We start from the raw sequence: 22,420 nt of genomic DNA, 5'->3' as shown, positions 1-22,420 counted from the left end.
AGAATATATTGAGACTTTATTAAGATTGAAGTTTGTTAGGGAGTTCTACGGTAAAGATTGTATGATTGCAATCACATTCGGCAAAAATTTTTCCTTTGTGAAGTGTAACAATATCTTTAGCAATAGCCAGACCTAAACCCGTCCCCCCTGTTGCTGTTTGTCTAGCACTATCTGCTCTGTAAAACTTATCAAATATTGTTTCTAAGTCTTTTTGAGGAATAATACCCTTGTTTTTTATCTTTATTTCAATGCAGTTTTCTTTTTCATAGGTAAATATGTCGATGATACTGTTATCATCTCCATAGGATATGGCATTCTTTATGATGTTGATAAACACCCTTGCTATCTTTTCACCGTCAACATAAAGCTTTGTATTTTCCTCGATTTCACTTGATATACTCTTGTTTTTTTTCTCAAGCAGAGGATGAATTTCATCAGCTATTTGTATCATCATTTGATTTAAGTCTATTTCTTTTTTATCCAATGTAATATTATCAGTATTATATCTCGCCACTTCAAAAAATTCGTTAATCAGCTTTTCAAGTCTATATGATTTTTCCAATGTTATTTTTACGTGTTTACTCCTTTGCTCAATGGGCATATCGGGGATTTCTTCAAGCAGGTTCAGGTATCCTATAACAGAAGTCAGAGGTGTTTTTATATCATGAGCAAGATAGATAATCAGTTCATTCTTTCGTTTTTCCAGTTCACGCTCTGCCTCTGCACTTCGTTCCAAATTCCGTTTAATACTATTAAGCTGATTTTCCATAAAATTAAGTTCATCAGACATACGAATTTCCTCGCCTTTAACCGTAATGGCATTGACTCCTGCTATCATTTCATCAAAATATTTGGTAAACCACCATAAGAATATTCTGAAAAACACTATAAATGTTATTAAAATAATACCTGATATAATAGTGTTCATATACTGTCTTATGCTATAATAATACATTCTACTTGCAGTATCCCAATCTACATCTTTTGTGTTACTAATAATTCGAGCAATAATGTTTCCTATTTTTCCTTGAGTGGAAGAGCGGACTAAAAATATAACAGCAATAGCAATACAAAATAATAATAGTGTTTGCAAAAATATTTTATTGATAAGCTTTTGATAAGGTCTTTTATTTTTCAATTTTATATCCAACCCCCCATACAGTTTTTATATATTTTGGATTTTCCATTGTATCACCTAGCTTTTCTCTGATATGTCTAATATGAGTTGCAATACTATTTGTGTTTTTGTCATAGTATTCATCCCCCCATACCCTATTAAACAACTCCTCTGACGATAAAACATTTCCGTTTTCCTCTATTAGAATTTTTAAAATACTAAACTCTGTTGGAGTAAGAGAAAGGGGGACATCGTTTAGTGTATATTCATGGGTCTTTAAATTAAGTGTTAGTCCTCTAAGAATAAGAATATCATGAGAGTTTGTGGAAGTATTATATTTAGTGTGTCTTCTAAGCTGTGCTTTAACTCTTGCAACAACTTCAAGGGGTCTAAAAGGCTTAGTTATATAATCATCTGCACCAAAAGTTAATCCATGTATTTTATCATGCTCTTGGTTTTTCGCTGTGAGCATTATTATAGGAAACATATATTTTTTCCTTATCTCTTGACACATGGAAAAACCATCACCATCTGGAAGCATAATATCTAAAATGGCTAAGTCTATTTTGTTTTCATTTACACATTCTAAACCATCTTGAGCAAGGTAATATTTAAAAACATTATAGTTTTCATTTGTTAAGTATATCTCAAGTAAATCGGCTATTTCCTTTTCATCATCTACAATCAGTATGTTCTTGTTCATTTCAAACCTCCGATGAAAGTATGGGTTTTTATTATACCATTTTTATTTCTATAGATTATTAAGATTTTATTGAGATTTATAATTGCCCTAATAATAATTATACTTAACCTTATTAAATATAGTAAATGTGGAGTTTGATATATTAAATATTATGTTTAAATATAGTAACACCCAGTGAGATATACAAATAGTAATATCCACTGGGCATTAAGTCTTATTTTATTTTCTTCTTCCTCTAAAGGAATATTTTGATATACCGATGTCTTGTTTAGTATTTTTTACTAATACTATTTACCATTCTTCAATAAAGCCATCTCTTAATTCTTGGCACTTGTTTAGTAACTTGGGTCTTAGCTTATCTAGCCAAACTGGCTCTTGTGAAAAGTCACTATCCTTTAAAGACCTTAACAGCTTTGCAAAGGTTATTAAATCCCCAAATCTTTTAAATTTAGGTAATAGTTCTATATACTCTTCTTTTATAGTTTTAACAGAGCAATAGCCCTTTAAAAATACCTGTAAACCCTCTTTCTTTTTGCATTCCTCTAACTCATATAAATCCCTCAAGGCATAGGCTATATCCATAGCATACCAGTGATACATAGAATCATCAAAGTCGATTATAGTAAATTTTTTAAACTCCTCATTCCAGAAGATATTGTCTAATTCAAAATCATAATGAATTAAACCATAGTTTTCATTAGTAATTGGTAAGGAACTTAGCCACTCTTTGATTCTATATAGTTCTTCTAGAGCATTTTTCTCGTTGGGGAAGTCTTTTAATATATCGGCTGTCAGTTTCAACTTATCTTTCCAACTCTTTCTAACGTATTCTTTAGGTTGAAAGGACATAGATAAACTATGAAAAGAAGCAAGTGCCTTGCCCCAACCCTCTAACTGGGTTTTTGTTATGTTTTTAATGTCTAAGTTAACACCAACAGCCTTATTAAACACAACAGCATAATATGTTTCCTTATGCCTTTCAATAGCTTCAACATAATTATTATTCTTAGACTTAATAGGAACAACACATGGGTAACCATTATTATTTAAGTACAATAATAACTGAATTTCAGCCTTAATTTCTTCTAATGAGTTTTCGTCTTTTTTAGTAAATCTTAACCAGTATTCATTATCATTGCATGTAAAAAAATATACATAGTTAGAACTACCACGCCAAAACCTAAGACTATCAATATCATGTTGCCAACTTTGCAAAATTTCATATGCAATATCTTCAGTATTACATATCAGGTTTTCTAATTTCATCATATTCCTACACTCCTTTAAGGAAGGAATAAGATTATGAAAAATTAATTACTTATTCCTCCAATTTAGTCGGAAAACCTCCTATTAGTTTTCTTCATAAAAACAACTCCCTTCACATTAGACTTGTTAAACAATCCGACATTGCTAACAATAAAAGTATACCACATATACCAATTTTTACAAAATTGTATTATTAATAAGGCTTTGTAATATTGGCATGATGGCTAAAATGTATATTACACCCAGTTTCGTGTTTTAAGACCACTAAAAAACCCTATATAAAGCTCTTAACAAAAAAAATGGCACTAGGTGCCACAATAAGTTTTATATGGTATGTCTGTAGGCTTAGGTGGTGTTATATATTCCAGCTGCTGGCAGGTGTAATCATAGGGCTTTGTAACAAGCTTTAAAAGTCTATCCATTACACTAAAGTCCCCTTTCATTACTGCCGCTTCTAATGCCTCTTCAACTTTATGATTTCTAGGTATAACAGCAGGGTTTGAATTACTCATTAATTGATATTTTGATTCCCTATGCTGTGGTTGTCTTTCTAGTCTGGTTTGCCATCGTTTATACCATTCAGTAAACTCCCTTGAGTTAAATAATTCTAAATCCCCCTGTATTTCATTAATTGTTAATCTCCTAAAGGTATCTGTATAATCAGCCTTGTATTTCTCCATTATACTAAGTAATTCTTCAACCAAGGATATATCCTCTAGTTCCTCGTTAAAGATTCCAAGCTTTGCCCTCATTCCCTTAATCCAATGATATTTATATAGCTCATTAAAGCTTGAAATACCTTCCTTTGCAAGCTCTACTGCCATATCATGATCCTTATGCAGCAGGGGTAAAAGAGCTTCTGCAAATCTTGATAGGTTCCATTCAGCAATAGGGGGCTGGTTAATATAAGCATAACGCCCTCTAACATCAATTGAGCTGAATACTGTTTTGGGGTCATAGGTGTCCATAAATGCACAGGGTCCATAATCAATGGTTTCCCCACTAATAGCCATGTTGTCGGTATTCATTACCCCATGTATAAAGCCAACCAACTGCCACTTAGATATTAACTGTACTTGACCTTTTATCACCTCTTTAAGCAACATAAGGTATGGGTTTTCAACCTCTTTTAAATCTGAGAAATGACGGTTTATTGTGTAATCTGCCAAAGCCTTAAGCTCCTCATTGGTACCCCAGTTTGATATATATTGGAAGGTTCCCACCCTTATATGACTTGAAGCTACTCTAGTTAGAATACCACCAGGCAGGTGTGCTTCACGGGTTATAATCTCTCCAGTTGAAACAACTGCTAAGCTACGGGTGGTGGGAATTCCCAGACCCTCCATGGCCTCACTTATAATGTATTCCCTTAGCATTGGTCCTAGTGTGGCTCTACCATCACCGCCTCTGGAATATGGTGTTGGTCCTGAGCCTTTTAGTTGTATATCAAACCTTTCTCCCAAAGGAGTTATTTGTTCGCCTAAAAGTATTGCACGACCGTCTCCTAACATTGTAAAGTGTCCAAATTGATGTCCTGCATAGGCCTGTGCAAGGGGTATAGCTCCATTAGGAACTTGATTTCCTGCTAGCATTTCTATACCTTCTTTATTTTGCAGGTTTTGTACATCTAGTCCTAGCTCTGTAGCCAGTTTATGATTTAAAATAACCAGCTTTGGTGATGGTACTGGAGTAGGCCTTAAGGTAGAATAAAATATTGAAGGTAGCTGTACATAGCTGTTTTCAAAGTTCCAATTTATTGCCTTTGTACTTGTCATATTATCACCTTTTCCTTTTCACTTATATGCTATTATATTGGTTTTTTTATGGATGTTAAGAATATTGCTTAAAAATGTATCTAAGTTTATTATATCTTTTTAAAACACATTTAAACTTTTTTATTATAAATCACATCCTATATGTAAAAATCATATTATGTTCATAAAAGAGTATGAAGGGAATGATTTATGTGAATTATTATTATAACCCATGCTACTATCCTTATTTCTATAATGCACCTGTTTATAATCCATATAATATGCAGGGCTACAGATTTCAACAATACCCCTATTGGGGTAATATGCCTATGTATTCTCCAGGCTCTGGGAGACAATGTATTGAATTAAAGGATTATGGACCAGAGCCCTTTGTAGTAAATATTGAAGAAGCTACTAAGGAAAATACAAACTTCCGTACTGCCCTATGGACAGGAGAGCATTTGCAGCTTACTCTAATGAGTATAGATGTTGGTGATGATATAGGTCTTGAGAAACACCCTGATGTAGATCAGTTCATACGGATAGAAGAAGGGCAAGGACTTGTTATGATGGGGGATAGCAAGGATAACTTATGCTTTAAAAAAGAGGTGTATGATGATTATGCAATACTTATTCCTGCTGGAACATGGCATAACCTAGTTAACACTGGCTGTAAACCCCTTAAGCTATACTCTATTTATGCACCACCCGAGCATCCCTTTGGAACCATACATGAAACTAAAAAGGATGCCGAGGAAGACCATGATCATTAAAGACAAACCATTTAAAGAACATGAGAGGTTAGAAGTTGGAGGTTTTAGTTTGGAAGTTGGAGTTCGCAGATTAAAAGCTTGAGAAAAATAAAACTCTATTCTCTAGACTCTTACATCCTGCCTCTAAGTTTTGTAAAAGTGCTAGGATTATGAAGCAACAAAGAAAATAGGGCTTTTTCATCAGTCTAAAACACCCTAAGATTACTTAGGGTGTTTACTAGTATTATGGTAATTAAATATTATTACATATTACTTCTATTCTATCAAAGGCTTCCTTTAAAGCTCTAATGTCTACAGTACAGGCAAGCCTTATATATCCCTCACCGCATTTACCAAAGGCATTACCTGGAATCACCAAAACATGGGCCTCCTCCAATATTTTTTTGCTTATTTCTACAGATGTTAAGCCTGTTTCTTTAATATTGACGAAAAGATAAAAGCTGCCCTTTGGGGGGAGCACCGACATTTTAGGGATTTTACAAATCCTTTCATAGCCGTAGAAAACTCTTTTTTTGTATTCATCAACCATTGGTGATTGTATCTCCCTTCTCCTGCTAAGGGCATGAAGGGCTGCCCTTTGGGATATTGAAGGTGCAGAGAAGCATATACCCTCATTTATATCCCTTATACACTGTATTATATAATCTGGTGCCAGCACATATCCAATCCGCCATCCCGTCATTGCATAATCCTTTGAAAAGCTACCTATAGTAATGGTTCTTTCCTTCATACCCTCTAATGTGGTAATGGGTTGAAAGGCTTCTCCATAGCTAAAGGCTCCATATATATCATCTGATATAATTATTAGATCATTTTCAACAGCTATTTCTGCTATGTTTTTAAGGGTTTCTTTACTATAGCAGGCTCCTGTGGGGTTATTGGGAGTATTAAGTATTAATGCCTTTGTTCTATTGGTGATTAAATTTCTAAGCTCTTGGGAATCTATTTGAAAACTATCCTCTTCACAGGTTTTTAATGCCACCATTTTTCCTCTAGCCAGTTGAATTTGGTGTTTGTAGGGTGTGAAAAAGGGCTCTGGAACAATTACTTCATCACCATCATCTAAAATTCCCTCCAGCACAAGATGCATTCCGTGGCAACCACCTACAACAGCCATAACCTCTGTCATTTCTAGGCCATAGCCATACTCCTCACTATAGTATTTTATAATTTCCTCCCTTAACTCAGGGTCTCCTAAGGAGTCTGTATATTTAGTATGACCTTGGTGGGTATCCTTAAAGGCTGCGTCAATTACATTCTTATCTGTAATCCAATCATGATCCCCTAAGCTTAGATTAATTATATCCTTATATTTACTTGCCAGATCAACCACCTCTGCCATGGGGGTTGTAATTGAACTCCAGTATCTTTTAGATAGAAATCTATGCTTCATATATACTCGTCATCCCCCTCTATAGAACTTTAGCAAGGAAATCCTTCGTTCTTGGATGCTTAGGTTGACTAAATAGCTCCTTTGGGTAGCCTTCTTCAACAATCCTTCCATCATCCATAAAAATAACCCTACTTCCTACCTCCTTTGCAAAGCCCATTTCATGGGTAACAATCACCATTGTCATACCTTCAGTTACTAGTTCCTTCATTACCCCCAGCACCTCCCCTACCATTTCAGGATCCAAAGCCGAGGTTGGTTCATCAAAAAGCATCATGTTTGGAGCCATTGCCAATGCTCTAGCAATTGCTATCCTTTGTTTTTGTCCGCCTGATAGCTGATTTGGGTATACAAAGGCTTTATCCTCTAATCCTACTCTCTTTAGAAGGTTTAAAGCCACCTTGTTGGCAGCTGCCCTTTCCATTTTTTTAAGCTTTATTGGGGCCAGTGTAATATTTTCTATTACTGTCATGTGGGGAAATAGATTAAACTGCTGAAAAACCATACCCATTTTTTGTCTTTGCTTGTTTATATCATTATATTTATTAGTTATTGAAGCCCCTTCGAATACAATTTCTCCATCTGTCGGCTCCTCAAGAAGGTTTAAGCATCTGAGGAAGGTGCTCTTTCCCGAACCGCTTGGTCCAATAATTACAACTATTTCTCCTTTATTAATTTTTATATTTATGTCCTTTAGTACATGGAGCTTGCCAAACTCCTTATTTAAATTAGATACTTGAATCACCAGTCCTCATCCTCCCTTCCACATAAGCCAATAGCTTAGATAACCCAAAAATTATTGTAAAATAGATTGCAGCTGCCACCAATAATGGTGCAAAGGGTCTATAGGTGTTACCCCTTACAGTATCAGCCTTATACATTAAATCATGTATACCTACAACCGAAACAATAGCCGATTCCTTTATTAGAACAATAAACTCGTTGCCGAGGGCTGGCAATATGTTTTTAATGGCTTGTGGTATGATGATATAAGTCATTGCAGTTCTATGGGGCATTCCTAATGACCTTGCTGCCTCCATCTGTCCCTTATCAACAGATTGTATTCCCGCCCTTATAATTTCAGCAACATAGGCAGCACTATTAAGTGAAACAGCTACAATACCTAAAGTAAGATCAGCAAAATCCCAGCCCAGCAACTTGGGAAGTCCGTAATAAACAATGTATAATTGAACCAATAATGGGGTACCCCTAACCAATTCTATGTAGGCTGATGCCAATAGCTTAAGCATAGAATTCCTTGAAAGCTTCATTAGGGCTAGAAATACCCCTAGAACTACTCCACATAAAACACCAAAGAAAGAAAGTAATAGTGTGATTACTGTACCATCTATATAAAACTGATAATATTTATGCATAAATGAAAAGTCCAATGTCTTTTTCTCCTTTACCTCTTATAAACTATTCTTCCTCTGCTAATGCTGTTGCCTCTTGAATAAATTTATCTATTGATCCATCATTAATAAGCTCTTCTAAGGTTTTATCTATTTCTGCCAGTAGGTCTGCATTTCCTTTGTTTACTGCTACCGCTACCCCATCCTCTTTTCCTAAGGTAAACTCTGGTACCATTAAATCTGTGTTCTGCTTTGCATATGCCTCTGCAACTGGGGCTACTAAAACAATCCCATCGATCTTATTATTCATAAGCTCTAATACTAGGTCAGTAATTTTGCCTAATGCTTTAACCTCTCCTGCCTCTAGTTTGTCTTTGGCAATATCCTCCTGCACTGTTGACTTCTGGGCACCAATCTTTAAGCCCTTTAAGCTTTCTATTGAATTTAAAGCTTCTGCATCCTCTGCCTTTATTAGTATTTTTTGTTCTGCTTGATAATATGGGATTGAAAAATCTACACTCTCTTTTCTATCTTCTCTTGGTACCATTCCAGCAATAATGAAATCAATATCATCTGCCACTAAAGCCGCCAATAAACCGTCAAATTTCATGTCCTTTATCTCCAGCTCAACCCCTAGATTTTCTGCTATAACCTTTGCAATTTCAATATCAAATCCAACTATTTCATCCTTACCGTTTATTTCCTTGTGGAATTCATAGGGGGGATAGTCGGCACAGGTACCTAAAACAATTTTGCCCTTTGCTTGAATTTTTTCAAGCTTTGTCATTTCCTTCTCCCCATCATTAGCCTTAACACCACATCCTACAACTGAAACTGTTAATACAAGTATTAATACCATTACCATTATTGTTTTCAATTTTTTAAACATTATTTCTCCTCCTTTAATTTTTTGATTAATAATAATATGTTATTGAATTATTATACATGTATGAGTATATTTATGCAAGTGTTTTTTTAATAAATCTTTATTTTTTCTGTGGCGTTACTAATATGCCTCTACCTAAGGGGTATAGTAATGGAGTCAAGCTTAGGAAGAGTATTGGAGCCATAAGGCATACAGTAGGTTTTTTGAGGCTCCTTTTTATCTTCCTTTGCCTTAACTATAGCCTCCTTTAATGTTGTCACAACTTGTATATCTATAGATTTTAGTGAACTTGGATGAATCTCAGATACAAGAATAACTTTATAATCCTCAGCAATTTTTGCTATTAAATAACCAGTATATTTTGCTATTGAATAATTATTCCTCAATTCTATTTCCTGGGAATAGTTTTCACTATAGTCTTGTATAATCTCTTGAACCCCTTTATCTCCAAAGCCTTCAATACATTGACTTACTAGAATTATAGTGCCTCCCTTTTTTACAGCCTCTTTTGCGTTGCTTAATGCCTTTGATGCTTGATATAGGTTTATATCTTTGGGATAGCCTCCTGATGATACTATTACTAAATCAGACTTTTCCTTGATTTTAACTCCATCAATAGCATTTACCTTCTCTTGTCCTATTTTATGGGCCTTTATATAATCACCAGCAACTGCAGCACCTATTTTCCCCCTATAGTCCATAATTACATTAAAAATAAAAGAAGGTTTAACTAAGTTGGCGGCCTCCAGCATATCCTCATGAATAGGGTTATCTATTGCAATTCCACATCCTACCTTAGGGTGAATACCTCCCCCAGCTGTTTTACTTAAGGAAAGGCCATGATTTGCCATTATACTTTCATAGGCAGCTATTCCTGGAAGTATAGATTTCTTTCCTCCGCTCCATCCTGCTAGATCATGATAGACAATAGCTCCAGTTAATACAATATGGGTGCTTTTCATAGCTATTTCATTAATCCATACTGGAGTACCATAGCTGGTTTCTCCTACATAAACCATAGCTTCTTTATCTCTACAATCATGATCAATCACCCTAAAGCGTTTTGCTAGGTCCTTCCCCAGTAGTATTGAATGTTCCCTTCTACTCTGCTTACGGTGGGACCCTGTAGCACAAAGAAAGGTAATATCCTCATCCTTTACTCCCCCTCTATTTAGCTCCTCTACAATATAGGGAAGATATAAGCTCATTTTTTGCCAAGCCCTTGTAATATCAGAAATTACTATACATATGGTATCTCCTGGATATACAATTTCAACTAGGCTTCTGCTTTCTATTGGATTATTTAAAGCCTTTTGTATGATTTCTTCTTCTGTATTACTATTAGCTTGCTTTTTACCTTCAATAAATCCCATAAAATGTTGATTAGGTACAGCTGCAAGCATTTCATCCCTTCCATATTTCATTTTTAAACTAATCAATTGTCTCCCCCTCCTTATCTTTTCTTTTATCCATTCAAGTCTTAAGAGTAATAATTATTTATTCATTTGAATGAATATATATGCATTATATTAATAATTTATAGGTTGGTCAATGTATTTTTATTACATAAATATTAAATTAACCACAAAATAAGATACACCCCTTTGGTGGTGTATCCCATTTTGTGGTTATAGTCTAAGTCTATAAGCTCTTACAATACAAACAGTTTTTAGGTGAAAACTCTTTAAAGGCCTCCTCCTCAGCCTTACTTCTATTACTAACATCCCGAACTATCTCTCCATCCTTTATCTCTATAACCCTGTCTGCTTTAGCTGCTATATGCATATCATGGGTAACAATAATAAAAGTTGTATTTAGTTCTTTATTAATGGTTCTAAGTAGCTCATATATATTGTCTGAAGCATCGCTATCTAGGTTGCCCGTTGGTTCATCTGCCAGAACTAATGAAGGATTGTTTAATAAGGACCTAGCTATGGCAACTCTTTGTCTTTGTCCTCCTGACAATTCGTTGGGTTTATTATTAACTCTATTTTCGACACCAACTAAGACTATTAATTCCTTTGCTCTATCTATTATGGTGGCAGTTGGTTTTTTTTCAAAGGTTATCCACGCTGGGATTAATACGTTTTCCAGCACACTCAGTTCTGGCAGCAGATGATGAAATTGAAAGACAAAGCCTAGATTATTATTTCTGAAGTTGGCAAGAGCATCATCATTTAGTCTACTTATTTTACTGCCCTTAAAAAGCAGCTCACCATCAGTGGGTCTGTCTAGTGTTCCCATTATGTTTAAGAGAGTACTTTTCCCTGAGCCAGATTGACCAATTATAGATAAAAACTCTCCCTCCAATATCTCAAGATTTATTTTATCAAGGGCTTTTGTTTTTATTTTTGTTCCATACTCCTTAGTTATATTGCTTAATTTGACTAAGCTATCCATTTCTTATCACCTCTATTGGGTCTAATTTAGCTGAACGTCGAGCAGGAAACGCAGCAGCTAGGGTGGTTGCAATTGTTGCTATTATAATTACAGTTAAGATATAGTTAAAGCTTATTTCTATTGGAAATAAAGGCTCATTTTTTTCATTTTTAACAAATGTAACAAATATTAGTGTAAGGAAGGAACCAAAGCCACTTCCTATCAAAGACCCCAAAAAACCAAGAATAAACCCTTGTAGTAAAAAGATACTGCTTGCGTTTTTAGTCTTTATACCCATAGCCTTTAAAATGCCTATTTGCTTTGACTTTTGAATTACTGATATTGCCAGTACACTTGCTATTCCCAACGTTACAGCAATAAGTACAAAAACCTGTATCAATAGGGTGGAGCTAGATTGGCTATTAAGGGCAGTTAAAAGCTGTTGGTTGTTTTCTTGCCAACTTTTTATATCATAGCCTTTAAACTGACCCTTTAAGTTATTGGCTATAGATGTTGCCATAAAAATATCCTCCACCTGTAATTCAATAGTAGATATGTTACCATCAAGATTAAAAAACTTTTGGGCTCTACCAATATCCATTACAATCCAACTATTGTTTAAGGCTTCATTTTCTAAATCAAATATACCTTGTATGTTATAAAGGTCTTGATTACCATTGTTTGTAGTTATATTAACTATATCATTAATACTAATATCTAAATCATTAGCTAATGAAGAGCCTATCAAAATATTATTGCTACCAGATAAGCCTTCTCCCTTTATCACTCTTCTTGTTATATCATATATCTTATCTCCTTCATTTATATTAAGTCCTCTAATAACTACTGATTTATTTATGCCCCCCTTAGATATAAAGCCAGCACCTATAACTGCTGGAGATATAGTGATAATACCTTTATTTTTCTCTATAAGGGAGATATCCTGCTTCCAGCCTGATATAGTTGGTGTTCTTCTATAGGTATTAATAGTTTTACGGTTATAAATAGTGCCATCATTAGCTTGTATTTGTGGAGTAGGCTTTTCTTGTGATGGATCGATAATGATATGGGGTGTATTACCGACTGTACCGTCAATAAGGTCTTTTTGCAGACCATCTATAAGGGCTCCTATGAAAACCAGTATTGATATACCTACTGCAATACCTAATATAATTAAAATTGTTTGATTTCTACCTGATTTAAGAAACTTTAATGCAAGCATAACATTTAAAGACATTTTATCACTCCCCTAACATAGGCTTTACCCTTTGTCCTTCCTCAATACCGTCCGGTAACAGTATAACATCCCCCTTTGTAACTCCATCCTTTACTATAAAGCTATCACTTGTTTCAGCTTCTATGCTAAGCTTTATTTTTTCTGTTTTATTGTCAACCATAGTAAACACATAGTTATCGTTTTCATCATTAATAATGAATCTTTTAGGTATAGGCTTAACTGCTTTATATTCATTTGTAATAATTTCTGCAGATGCTGTAAGACCAGTTATAACAGCCTCGTTGGCTTCTTCTAGCTTTATGCTTATGGAAATAGTCCCTCTCTCAGTATCAACAAAGGGCTTAATGCTTCCAATAGTTCCATTAATCCTCATATTGGGGTATGACTGGGGTGATATAATGGCCTCTTGACCTACGCTAATATATTGAAGCTCCTTTTCATCTAAGTTAACCTCTAAAAAGAACTCCCTTTGATCCTCTAATACCAATAGAGGAGCTCCCACCTGTATAAACTCCCCCTCCTTAATTAATAATTCAGTAATCTTTCCTTTAAAGGGAGCTACTATGCTGTGTTTTTCCAGTAGTAGATTAGTACCCTGAAGCCTTATATTAAATTGATCTATTTGTGCTTCTATTTGTTTAGTTTTACTACCACTATGGGATAAGTTTTGCTGGTTAATGAGGGCTAAATTATATTTAGCCAGTGCCAAATCATAGTTTGTCAGTGCACTTTCATACTCCCTTTGACTTATAGCCTTGTTATTATATAGCTCCTTACTCCTATCAAGTGCTTTTTTCGCTTCCTCCAGTTGAATATTGGCAATATTAACCTCTTCCTCCCGTAGCTTATAGCCATTTCCTGATAACTCTTGTAGGGAAAACTCAATAACCCTTTTGTTTGCCTCTATTTCCCTTAATTGATTTTCGATGTCCTCTGTTTCAAAGACAATCATTATATTTTCAGCTTCAACAGGCGAGCCTTCCTTAACCTTAATTTCTTTAACTACTCCAGTTATGGGAGACCTGATTTGTAGACTTTTAGCTGGAACAATTTTACCATTTACCACAATAGTGTTTATTGCATCTAATTCCTTAACCTCATAGGCTTCTATAGCTTCATTTGAATATGTAAAATAATAAAACATAAAACCAGAAACAATTATAAATGGAATTAGTAATAAAATTAGCTTTTTTTTGATTGTCATATTTTCACCTTCCTTATTTAACGTATGTTGATTTATACCCTTTACAAAAAAAAGAAAACAGCATCTATCTATATAGATGCCATAGGATTGCTAATTATCTAATTATTGCTAAAAAAACTATACCCACCTTTTCCATTTTTCTTAATGTCATACATAGCTGCATCAGCATTCCGTAATAAAGTATCGCAATCCTTGCCGTTTTCTGGATATATTGCAATTCCAATGGAAGAATCTACTCTACACTCCTGTTCATCTATGTACATAACCTCCTTAAGGGCTTTGTGGATTTTATTAACGATAGCTTCTATAGCATTTTTGTCCTTTATGTTTCTAAGAATAACTGTAAACTCATCTCCACCCATTCGTGATAAAACATCTGACCTTCTAACACAATTTTGTAGGCGACTGGCTACTGTGGCTAAAACCTTATCTCCTACTTCATGTCCATAATTATCATTAACTGCCTTAAAGCCGTCTAAATCAATAAAAAGCACTGCAAACTTTTTGCTATCCCTCTTGTTTTCTGTTATCATTTGACTTAGCTTCTCAAAAAACAATCTTCTATTTGGTATTCCTGTTAGCTTGTCATAATAAGCACTGTTTTGAAGCTCTAGCTCCAATTCCTTTCTATCTGTTATATCTGTAGAAGAGCCTACAATATAAGATTTTCTATTATCCTCTAAAATTGGTGTTAAGGTTGTTAACCAAACTCTATTACCACCAGGTAAGCATAGCTCTTCTTCATAGACAATGCTTTCCCTGCTTTCATAGCACCTCTGATAATTTTTTGATATAATATCTCCAATTTCTTTACCAAGTAGCTCTTGGGGGGTTTTATTTCTTATCTTTTCTAAGGATATTTTTGTTTTGCTTTGATGGGTAAGATTAGTACGTATATATCGAAATGTATTATTATCTAAAACCTCTACTAAAAACATGGCATCTTGAGTACCGTTAAATACTTTTTCATATTCTAAAGAAATACTTTTTATTTCTTCCTCAGCTTCCTTTAGGCTAGTTATATCTGTATGTGCCCCTAGCATTCGAATAGGCTCACCGCTGTCATCCCTAATTGCTATTCCTCTACACCTAACCCATACAGTAGATCCATTTTTATGTCTATAACGTACAATTTGATCATAGGGATGGTTTGGATCTAAACAGTGTTTCTGAAAATTAGATGTTGCTGCTTTTAAATCTTCTTTGAAGATAATATCCTGCCATTCGTATGCGAGATGCTTTTTTTCCTTTGGATCATAGCCTAATGTTTCCCAAAATCTTTCACTCATCCATTCATTCTCTGGATTTTCTATATCCCAATACCAAATGCCATCTAAAAAGCCTGCTTGAACAAAATCAAATATAGTTGAATCCCTTTTTACAAGTTGATACAATTCTTTTTTTAAATAGTTTTCACCCATTTCAAGTCCCCCTGTAGAAAGCAAATTTAGTTAAATTGGTTAATAGTTTACTTTATATTATAAAATCATTATATCAGTGTTTTTGTAAATTTTTGACGTTTTTTGTCGTTTTTTATTTTAAAAAAATATTTTAAAATAATAGCTTTATTACAATAATAGCCACTATTGCAACGGTTATACTACAGCATAAGCCTAAAGCTAAAGGTTTTATTCCATTAGACATCAACTGCTTAATGTCTGTGTTTAAACCTATTGCCGCCATTGCTATAATTATAAGTAGCTTACCTAAATCTACTAAAGCTCTTGTTATATCTATTGCTATTACATTGAGTGTTGCTATAACAGAGGTAAATAAAAACCCAACAATAAACCAGGGCAGTTGCCCCGCTAAATTGACTCGATTGCTATTTGAACTAGTTTTTAAAGAATAAATACTTAAGATCATAGTAATTGGTAAAATCATTAGGGTTCTTGTTAACTTTACTATTGTTGCTATACTTAAAGCTTCAGAACTCCAGACCTGTGCCGCTGCTACAACGGAGGAAGTATCGTTTATAGCTAGTCCACTCCATAAACCAAAGGTTATATCTGTCATTTCTAATAGTCTACCTATGGGAGGAAAAACAAATACTGCTACAATATTAAATAGAAAAATTGTTGATATTGAAGCAGCCACTTCTTCATCCTCAGCCATAATTACAGGAGCTGTAGCTGCAATTGCAGAGCCACCACAAATAGCTGTACCTACTGCAATTAAAATAGCTTTATTCTTATGTATTCTTAAAAGCTTTGATATCGTATAGGAAACTATGAATACCGAGGAGATAGTGAATAAAATCATTGTTAAGGATTGCATACCCATCTTTAACACATTAAAGAGATTTAGCTGGAAACCCAGCAGTACTATAGCCAATTGAAGCATCTTTTTTGCTGTAAACTTTATACCAATTTTTAATGAATTGGGTATGCTACAGGTGGATGCAATTAACATGGCTATTAGTATTGCAAATATCGGACCTCCAATTATAGTAAAGCTTTTACCCAAATACAATGAAATTAAACCTATAGTAAATGCCAGCATGAATCCAGGAATAAGTTTGTAGAGCTTACTCATTTTTTATCATCCTTTAAGTGTAATCCTTACAGCTATCAATTATATCATCATCTAAACCTTAAGTATACATACATAAGGTTAAGTTTAGGTTCATTAGCTTTTCTCACTTTGTTTTTGCTTTGTAGCTCTAAAATCCTCATATTGCTTTTTAATATCAGGATTTTGGTCTATAAAGGAGTTAAACAAATCTATTGCCTGTAATGTACGGCTGCTTACATCATGCTCTATTAATTCTGTTTCTTTAAGCAGTGTCTCTTCAATGCCTAGAATCTTTAAAAATCTTTGAATAATATCATGTCTTTTAAGAAGAAACTCTCCTATTGTTTTCCCCTCTTGAGTCAGCTGTATTATTCCGTACCTCTGGTAGATTATTAATTGTAATTCGCTTAGCTTCTGAACAATCTTAGTAGCAGATGAAGGTCTAACATTTAGCTTACGGGCCAATTGATTAACACGAATATAGCCTTCCTTAATGCAGGTTCTATATATCATTTCCAGATAATCCTCCATGCTTGAAGTTAATTTTTTATTCTCAGAGCTTAGCATTTGGTAACCTCTAACCGTATGAAATTCCTTATTCTTTTTCAAAATTACATCCCCTTTAATATTTTTACTTTTCTATGTAACAGGTTTAAGCAATAGCTCATATCTTAGTTATTAGGTACAGCAAATAATGTTTCCTACAACTAATTTATGATACTAACCTATAAAAAATTTGTAGAAAGGGGTTTTTTACATGAATAACAGTTTAATATCGCTTAATGAATTGCCTGTGGGCTCATTTGGCAAGGTGAAAAGGCTTATTGCAGATGGAATTGCCCGTAGGAGGATGTTGGATTTAGGATTAATTGATGATACAACAGTAGAGTCCTTAAGAAAAAGTCCTGCTGGAGATCCCATTGCCTATGAGATAAGGGGAGCTGTTATTGCCTTACGCTCAGAAGAAGCATCTAAAATACTAGTTGAATCAATAAAGAAATAGTAGGGAGGATATTTTATGGGTTTAACTAAGGAATCAACAGGCACGGGTGCCTTAAAGGAAATGTTTGAGGTTCAATTGGAATCACCAGATGACATAGTAACTGCATTGGCAGGTAATCCAAATACCGGTAAAAGCACTGTCTTCAACAGCCTTACTGGTCTGAATCAACACACTGGAAACTGGCCAGGTAAAACTGTTACCAACGCCCAGGGAAGGTATGTACATGAAAACAAAAAATTTGTATTGGTTGATTTGCCAGGAACATATTCTTTATTAGCTAATTCAGTAGAAGAGGAGGTTGCCAGGGATTTTATTTGCTTTGGTAATCCCCATGCAACTGTAGTGGTTACAGATGCCACCTGCTTAGAAAGAAATCTTAACTTAGTACTGCAAATTACAGAAATCACAAATAAGGTTGTGGTATGCGTAAATTTAATGGATGAAGCTAAAAGAAAGAAAATTAATATTAATCTTAAAAAGCTATCTAGCTTACTGGGTGTGCCTGTAGTAGGAACCACAGCCAGAAGTGGAAAGGGGTTAAAGGAGCTAAAGGACATAGTAAAAAAGGTGGCCTGTGGAGATATAAATCCTATGCCAAAAAAAGTAACCTATGATGAGGCTCTTGAAAAGGCCATACAAGAGGTAGAACCACCTATTCATGATTTAGTAGGTAATAGGATTAATAGTAAGTGGGCGGCTCTTCGCCTTATTGATGGGGATACCTCTCTCTTGGAATCCATAAATGATTACCTAAAATTTAATTTGTCAGAGAATACATTAATACAGATGAAATTAGATGCTGCTGGTAAACACTTAGTAGAAAGCAATATAATGCTGGAAGATTTACCCGACCTTATTGTCTCAAATATAGTTAAAGCAGCAGAAAAAATCAGTAGAGAAGTTGTTTCTATAGAAAATGAGTCTTATAACCAGTTTGATAGAAAAATTGATAGTGTGTTAACCTCTAAATTATTTGGTATACCCATTATGATTTCCCTTTTAGGCTTGGTTTTTTGGCTTACTATTGCTGGTGCCAACGTTCCTTCAGCTATGCTGGCGGATGGCTTGTTTTGGATTGAGGGGCATTTGACTGACTTTTTTTACTGGATAGAGGCTCCAATGTGGTTACATGATATTCTCGTGCTAGGTGTCTATCGTACATTAGCCTGGGTAGTTTCTGTAATGCTTCCTCCAATGGCTATTTTCTTTCCATTATTTACTTTGCTTGAGGATTTAGGATACTTACCTCGTGTTGCCTTTAATTTAGATTATTACTTCAAAAAGGCTTGTGCCCATGGAAAACAGGCTCTAACCATGTGTATGGGCTTTGGCTGTAATGCTGCTGGAATAATTGCCTGTAGAATTATTGATTCTCCAAGAGAAAGGTTAATAGCTACAATAACTAATAACTTTGTTCCTTGTAACGGTAGATTTCCTACCTTAATCGCATTAGCCAGTATATTTATTGCTGCTTCTGCTGGTGCCTTCAGTTCAATTATAGCTACCTTGTCGGTTTTAGCAACTATTGTATTGGGAGTTTTAATTACCCTTTTAATTTCAAGATTATTGTCAAAAACAATATTGAAGGGTTTGCCCTCCTCCTTTACTTTAGAGTTGCCCCCCTATAGAAAGCCCCAGGTAGGCAGAATTATAGTTCGCTCTCTTTTAGACCGTACCCTATTTGTTCTAGGTCGAGCAGTGGTTGTAGCTGCACCAGCCGGCTTAGTAATATGGCTTATGGCTAACGTCACAATTGGTGATTTAAGTATTTTAACAATATGTGCCCAGTTCTTAGATCCATTTGCTAAGCTATTAGGTCTTGATGGCTACATTATGATGGCTTTTATACTTGGGTTACCTGCCAATGAAATTGTGCTTCCAATTTTAATTATGAGCTATATGTCAAAGGGCTCTATGCTGGAGCTAGATAGCTTAGCTGAGATGAGACAATTATTTGTAGATAATGGCTGGACTTGGCTAACAGCTGTTTGCACAATGCTATTCTCATTAAATCATTGGCCCTGTGGTACTACTCTTTTAACCATCCGAAAAGAAACCTTAAGCTGGAAATGGACTGGAATTTCCTTTTTAGTACCTACTATAACTGGTATTTTGGTTTGCTTTATAGTAGCTCAAGGGGTAAAATTATTGGGGCTTGTTTAAAGCTATTTAGCACTAAACATCAGTATGCCTTCATCATCGGCTAAAACAGCTTTTTTCTGATAAACTAAAAATTCTAAATGACTCATGGCTTCTCCTAGGGCAAAGGCCTTTTGCGGTGGTGGAAAGCTACTCCATGTATCAAAGGGTATTCTCCAGCTCATTCCTTCTGCTACCTCAGTCACCGACATGGGCCTTTCTGCCCCACATAAAATATTCTGTACCTCTTTAAGTCTTACATCATGATGGGCTATTAATTCATTAATTCTTTTCTTATGGTCTGTAATTATCCTTCTATGGGAAGGTAGGGTTAGCTTTATATCTAAGCTATATATTTTTTCGAGGCTTTTAAAATACTGGTTAAGTATTACTGGATATTTAAAACCCCAAAAGCCAATGTTAGGTGTTATAGGATTCAATATGTGATCACCTGAAAAATATATTTTGTGCTTAGGATCATATAGATTAATCATATCAGGAGTATGGCCCGGTACAGAAATAACCTCTAGCCTATAGTCACCCACGGCTATAGAATCTCCCTCCTCTATAGTAGTAAAATGGAACTCTTCAGAGGGAGCATATTTCTTTCCTGGATGACTATCAAAGAAATTGTTTTCTACCCTCTCTCCAAAGGCTTCTAATTGCAGCTTTATCTCCTGCCAATTCTCCTCCTGCATCATTCTTTTGGTGGCAGCTCCATCCCCCCTGCTCATGTGGATTTTCCCTCCCCTTTTATAGACTAGGTGAGCAAGTCCAGAGTGATCGGAATGAAGATGGGTAATTACTACCTTTGATTTTGCAATATCAACCTTTAACTCCTGTAAATTATTGAAGAATACATCTTGACTTTCTTTACAATTAAAGCCCGTATCTATAATTAAGCTCTCCTCCTCCCCTTTAATAACATAACTGTTTAAGGCTTTAAGGGGATTATTAGGAAGGGGTATTTCACAGCAAAAAACATTTGGATATAGTTCTTTAATCATTTTATTCACCCTTTTTACATAATTTTATGTTTATTATATTACAATTTTTTATGAAACAACAGCAATTATACATCCCATATTAAGATCAATTAATCGCAGAGGAGTAACTAATGCTCCCCCTTCTTAAGCTGAACATAGGTATTCGCAAACTTCTAAATATATACAGCTAGAGTTCAGTGGAGTAAAGGCCTTATTTGAACTTAGTTTTCTTTATAATATTGTCGAAAATCATACTTTTCTACTATTTTTAGTTTTTTAACAAATCCATAATACTCAAAGTTATAATATGTTGTAAAATGGTAAAAAGGAGGGATGGTTTTGATAAAAGACTATATTATTGATACAAATGTAATGATTCATGACCCCTATTTCTTTAATAATTTTGAGGAAAACAATATCATTATGCCTATTATCTGTATCGAAGAGTTAGACACCCTTAAGAATCGAGAAGGTATGGTGGGCTTCCATGCCAGAAGTGTCTTTAGAGAAATAAACAAGCTAAGGAAAAATGGAGATTTCTCAACAGGCATTAAACTAGAAACTGGCGGTACCATAAGAATTGAGCTAAACCACATGGACACAAAATGTCTACCCAATGGTTTGGACCAGGATAAAAACGACAATAAAATATTATCTATTTGTGAAGCCCTTTCAAAGCTTAGTGACAACACAACAATACTAGTTACTAAAGACCTTTCTATGAAAATTAAAGCTGATTCCTTAGGTATAAATGTACAGGATTACAAGTTTGATAAAGTCAGTACTGATACCTTATACAAAGGCTATTCTGAGCTAGAGCTGTCCTCTAAGGAAATAGATATGATTTTTGATTTTGGCCTCCCACTTCCCTCAAGAATTGAGGAAGAAATTTATCCCAATCATTTTTTCCATGTTAAAAATATAGAGAATTCTTCCCATGAGCTATTGGCTAAGTATAATGGCTCTCTTATAGTTCCCCTTAAATACCAAAATGAATCTGCCTGGGGATTAAAACCAATAAATATGGAGCAAAAAATGGCTTTCGAGCTTCTAATGGACGAAAGTGTACATTTTGTTACTTTAACAGGAGGTGCAGGCTCAGGAAAAACCATTTTACCTACCAGTGTGGCCCTCCAAAAGGTTATAGAAAAGGGAGTTTATAGAAAAATTGTATTTGTAAGACCTGTTGTTCCCGCAGGAAATGATATAGGTTATTTACCAGGCAACGAAATTGAAAAGCTAAAGCCTTGGATGGGTCCCTTTTATGATGCAATAGACAACCTATTTGATAACAAGTCTAAGGATAAAAAAACCATTGGTAATACAAGAAATGAGAATAGTATTGATATGTTTATCGACATGTTTCGAGAAAAGGGAATTATTGAAACTAAGTCATTCACATATATGAGGGGGCGCACCCTATCTGGTTCTTTAGTTATAGTTGATGAAGCCCAGCAAACAACCCCCCACTTAGCAAAGCTATTATTAACTAGAGCAGGCCATGATTCGAAATTTGTTTTTGTTGGTGACCCATCTGATAATCAAATCGACAATATCTTGGTGGACTCAAAGTCAAATGGTTTAGTATACACCGTAGATAAAATGAAGTATTTTGATATAACCGGCCATATCCAATTACGACAGGTAGAAAGAAGTCCATTAGCAAAAATAGCAGAAAAACATATGTAATCCATTAAAAAAGAGTCAGTTAACTGAC

General features: G+C 34.8%; 20 protein-coding genes. 4 read left to right on the top strand and 16 right to left on the bottom strand.

Translation table 11 applies throughout. The annotated features are described in order from the left end of the window. Positions 1-19: 19 nt before the first annotated feature. From F8154_RS00900 to F8154_RS00885, 4 genes are all read right to left on the bottom strand, one after another. A complete protein-coding gene (locus F8154_RS00900; protein WP_243141118.1) occupies positions 20-1,138 on the bottom strand; it encodes a sensor histidine kinase in 1,119 nt (372 codons plus the stop codon). Further along, positions 1,128-1,820, bottom strand: coding sequence for a VanR-ABDEGLN family response regulator transcription factor (gene vanR, locus F8154_RS00895; protein ID WP_151859705.1), 693 nt, complete (start codon positions 1,818-1,820; stop codon positions 1,128-1,130). The genes F8154_RS00900 and vanR overlap by 11 nt, the downstream gene beginning before the upstream one ends. A gap of 291 nt (positions 1,821-2,111) precedes the next feature. Then, the gene (locus tag F8154_RS00890) at positions 2,112-3,089 is read right to left on the bottom strand and encodes a phosphotransferase enzyme family protein (protein ID WP_151859704.1); all 978 of its coding nucleotides are present in this window, start codon (positions 3,087-3,089) and stop codon (positions 2,112-2,114) included. 302 nt (positions 3,090-3,391) lie between these two features. Further along, positions 3,392-4,861: a protein adenylyltransferase SelO gene (locus tag F8154_RS00885; protein WP_151859703.1), complete on the bottom strand. Its 1,470-nt coding sequence runs from the start codon at positions 4,859-4,861 to the stop codon at positions 3,392-3,394. Positions 4,862-5,043: 182 nt separating this feature from the next. Between F8154_RS00885 and F8154_RS00880 the strand changes: the two genes are divergently transcribed. Continuing rightward, entirely contained in the window at positions 5,044-5,613 is a 570-nt protein-coding gene (locus tag F8154_RS00880) for a cupin domain-containing protein (protein WP_330577813.1), read from the top strand. 232 nt (positions 5,614-5,845) lie between these two features. Here the strand turns inward: F8154_RS00880 and F8154_RS00875 are convergent, their stop codons facing one another. The 11 genes from F8154_RS00875 to F8154_RS00825 form a co-directional block, all read right to left on the bottom strand. Further along, entirely contained in the window at positions 5,846-7,006 is a 1,161-nt protein-coding gene (locus F8154_RS00875; protein ID WP_151859701.1) for a pyridoxal phosphate-dependent aminotransferase, read from the bottom strand. Between the two features lie 19 nt (positions 7,007-7,025). Then, positions 7,026-7,748 carry an amino acid ABC transporter ATP-binding protein gene (locus tag F8154_RS00870; protein ID WP_151859700.1) on the bottom strand — a complete coding sequence of 241 codons (723 nt, stop codon included), beginning with the start codon at positions 7,746-7,748 and terminating at the stop codon, positions 7,026-7,028. Continuing rightward, positions 7,732-8,394, bottom strand: a complete 663-nt coding sequence (locus tag F8154_RS00865) for an amino acid ABC transporter permease (protein ID WP_151859699.1) — start codon at positions 8,392-8,394, stop codon at positions 7,732-7,734. The genes F8154_RS00870 and F8154_RS00865 overlap by 17 nt, the downstream gene beginning before the upstream one ends. 28 nt (positions 8,395-8,422) lie before the next feature. Further along, complete coding sequence (locus tag F8154_RS00860) at positions 8,423-9,244, bottom strand: transporter substrate-binding domain-containing protein (RefSeq protein WP_151859698.1); 822 nt, start codon at positions 9,242-9,244, stop codon at positions 8,423-8,425. Positions 9,245-9,372: 128 nt separating this feature from the next. After that, a complete protein-coding gene (locus F8154_RS00855; RefSeq protein ID WP_151859697.1) occupies positions 9,373-10,680 on the bottom strand; it encodes a lactate racemase domain-containing protein in 1,308 nt (435 codons plus the stop codon). A 202-nt stretch (positions 10,681-10,882) separates the two neighbouring features. Further along, the gene (locus F8154_RS00850) at positions 10,883-11,641 is read right to left on the bottom strand and encodes an ABC transporter ATP-binding protein (protein ID WP_151859696.1); all 759 of its coding nucleotides are present in this window, start codon (positions 11,639-11,641) and stop codon (positions 10,883-10,885) included. After that, positions 11,634-12,857: an ABC transporter permease gene (locus tag F8154_RS00845; protein ID WP_151859695.1), complete on the bottom strand. Its 1,224-nt coding sequence runs from the start codon at positions 12,855-12,857 to the stop codon at positions 11,634-11,636. The genes F8154_RS00850 and F8154_RS00845 overlap by 8 nt, the downstream gene beginning before the upstream one ends. Before the next feature lie 4 nt (positions 12,858-12,861). Then, positions 12,862-14,061 carry an efflux RND transporter periplasmic adaptor subunit gene (locus F8154_RS00840; RefSeq protein ID WP_151859694.1) on the bottom strand — a complete coding sequence of 400 codons (1,200 nt, stop codon included), beginning with the start codon at positions 14,059-14,061 and terminating at the stop codon, positions 12,862-12,864. A 98-nt stretch (positions 14,062-14,159) separates the two neighbouring features. Continuing rightward, positions 14,160-15,482, bottom strand: coding sequence for a sensor domain-containing diguanylate cyclase (locus F8154_RS00835; protein ID WP_151859693.1), 1,323 nt, complete (start codon positions 15,480-15,482; stop codon positions 14,160-14,162). Between the two features lie 130 nt (positions 15,483-15,612). Next, complete coding sequence (locus F8154_RS00830) at positions 15,613-16,596, bottom strand: YeiH family protein (RefSeq protein ID WP_151859692.1); 984 nt, start codon at positions 16,594-16,596, stop codon at positions 15,613-15,615. 93 nt (positions 16,597-16,689) lie between these two features. Then, on the bottom strand, positions 16,690-17,184 hold the full coding sequence (locus tag F8154_RS00825; protein WP_243141117.1) for a metal-dependent transcriptional regulator: 495 nt from the start codon (positions 17,182-17,184) through the stop codon (positions 16,690-16,692). A gap of 148 nt (positions 17,185-17,332) precedes the next feature. Between F8154_RS00825 and F8154_RS00820 the strand changes: the two genes are divergently transcribed. Beyond that, positions 17,333-17,578, top strand: coding sequence for a FeoA family protein (locus F8154_RS00820; protein WP_151859691.1), 246 nt, complete (start codon positions 17,333-17,335; stop codon positions 17,576-17,578). Between the two features lie 15 nt (positions 17,579-17,593). After that, on the top strand, positions 17,594-19,741 hold the full coding sequence (gene feoB, locus F8154_RS00815) for a ferrous iron transport protein B (RefSeq protein WP_151859690.1): 2,148 nt from the start codon (positions 17,594-17,596) through the stop codon (positions 19,739-19,741). A 2-nt stretch (positions 19,742-19,743) separates the two neighbouring features. Here the strand turns inward: feoB and F8154_RS00810 are convergent, their stop codons facing one another. Continuing rightward, the gene (locus F8154_RS00810; protein WP_151859689.1) at positions 19,744-20,724 is read right to left on the bottom strand and encodes an MBL fold metallo-hydrolase; all 981 of its coding nucleotides are present in this window, start codon (positions 20,722-20,724) and stop codon (positions 19,744-19,746) included. A gap of 318 nt (positions 20,725-21,042) precedes the next feature. On the opposite strand from F8154_RS00810, the gene F8154_RS00805 reads away from it, so the two are divergent. Continuing rightward, the gene (locus F8154_RS00805) at positions 21,043-22,392 is read left to right on the top strand and encodes a PhoH family protein (protein WP_151859688.1); all 1,350 of its coding nucleotides are present in this window, start codon (positions 21,043-21,045) and stop codon (positions 22,390-22,392) included. Positions 22,393-22,420: the final 28 nt, after the last annotated feature.

The organism is Alkaliphilus pronyensis, assembly GCF_009017275.1.
Classification (GTDB): Bacteria; Bacillota; Clostridia; order Peptostreptococcales; family Natronincolaceae; genus Alkaliphilus_C; species Alkaliphilus_C pronyensis.
Note: the sequence above shows the minus strand (reverse complement) of the source record. Positions and strands in the feature narration are given on the sequence as shown.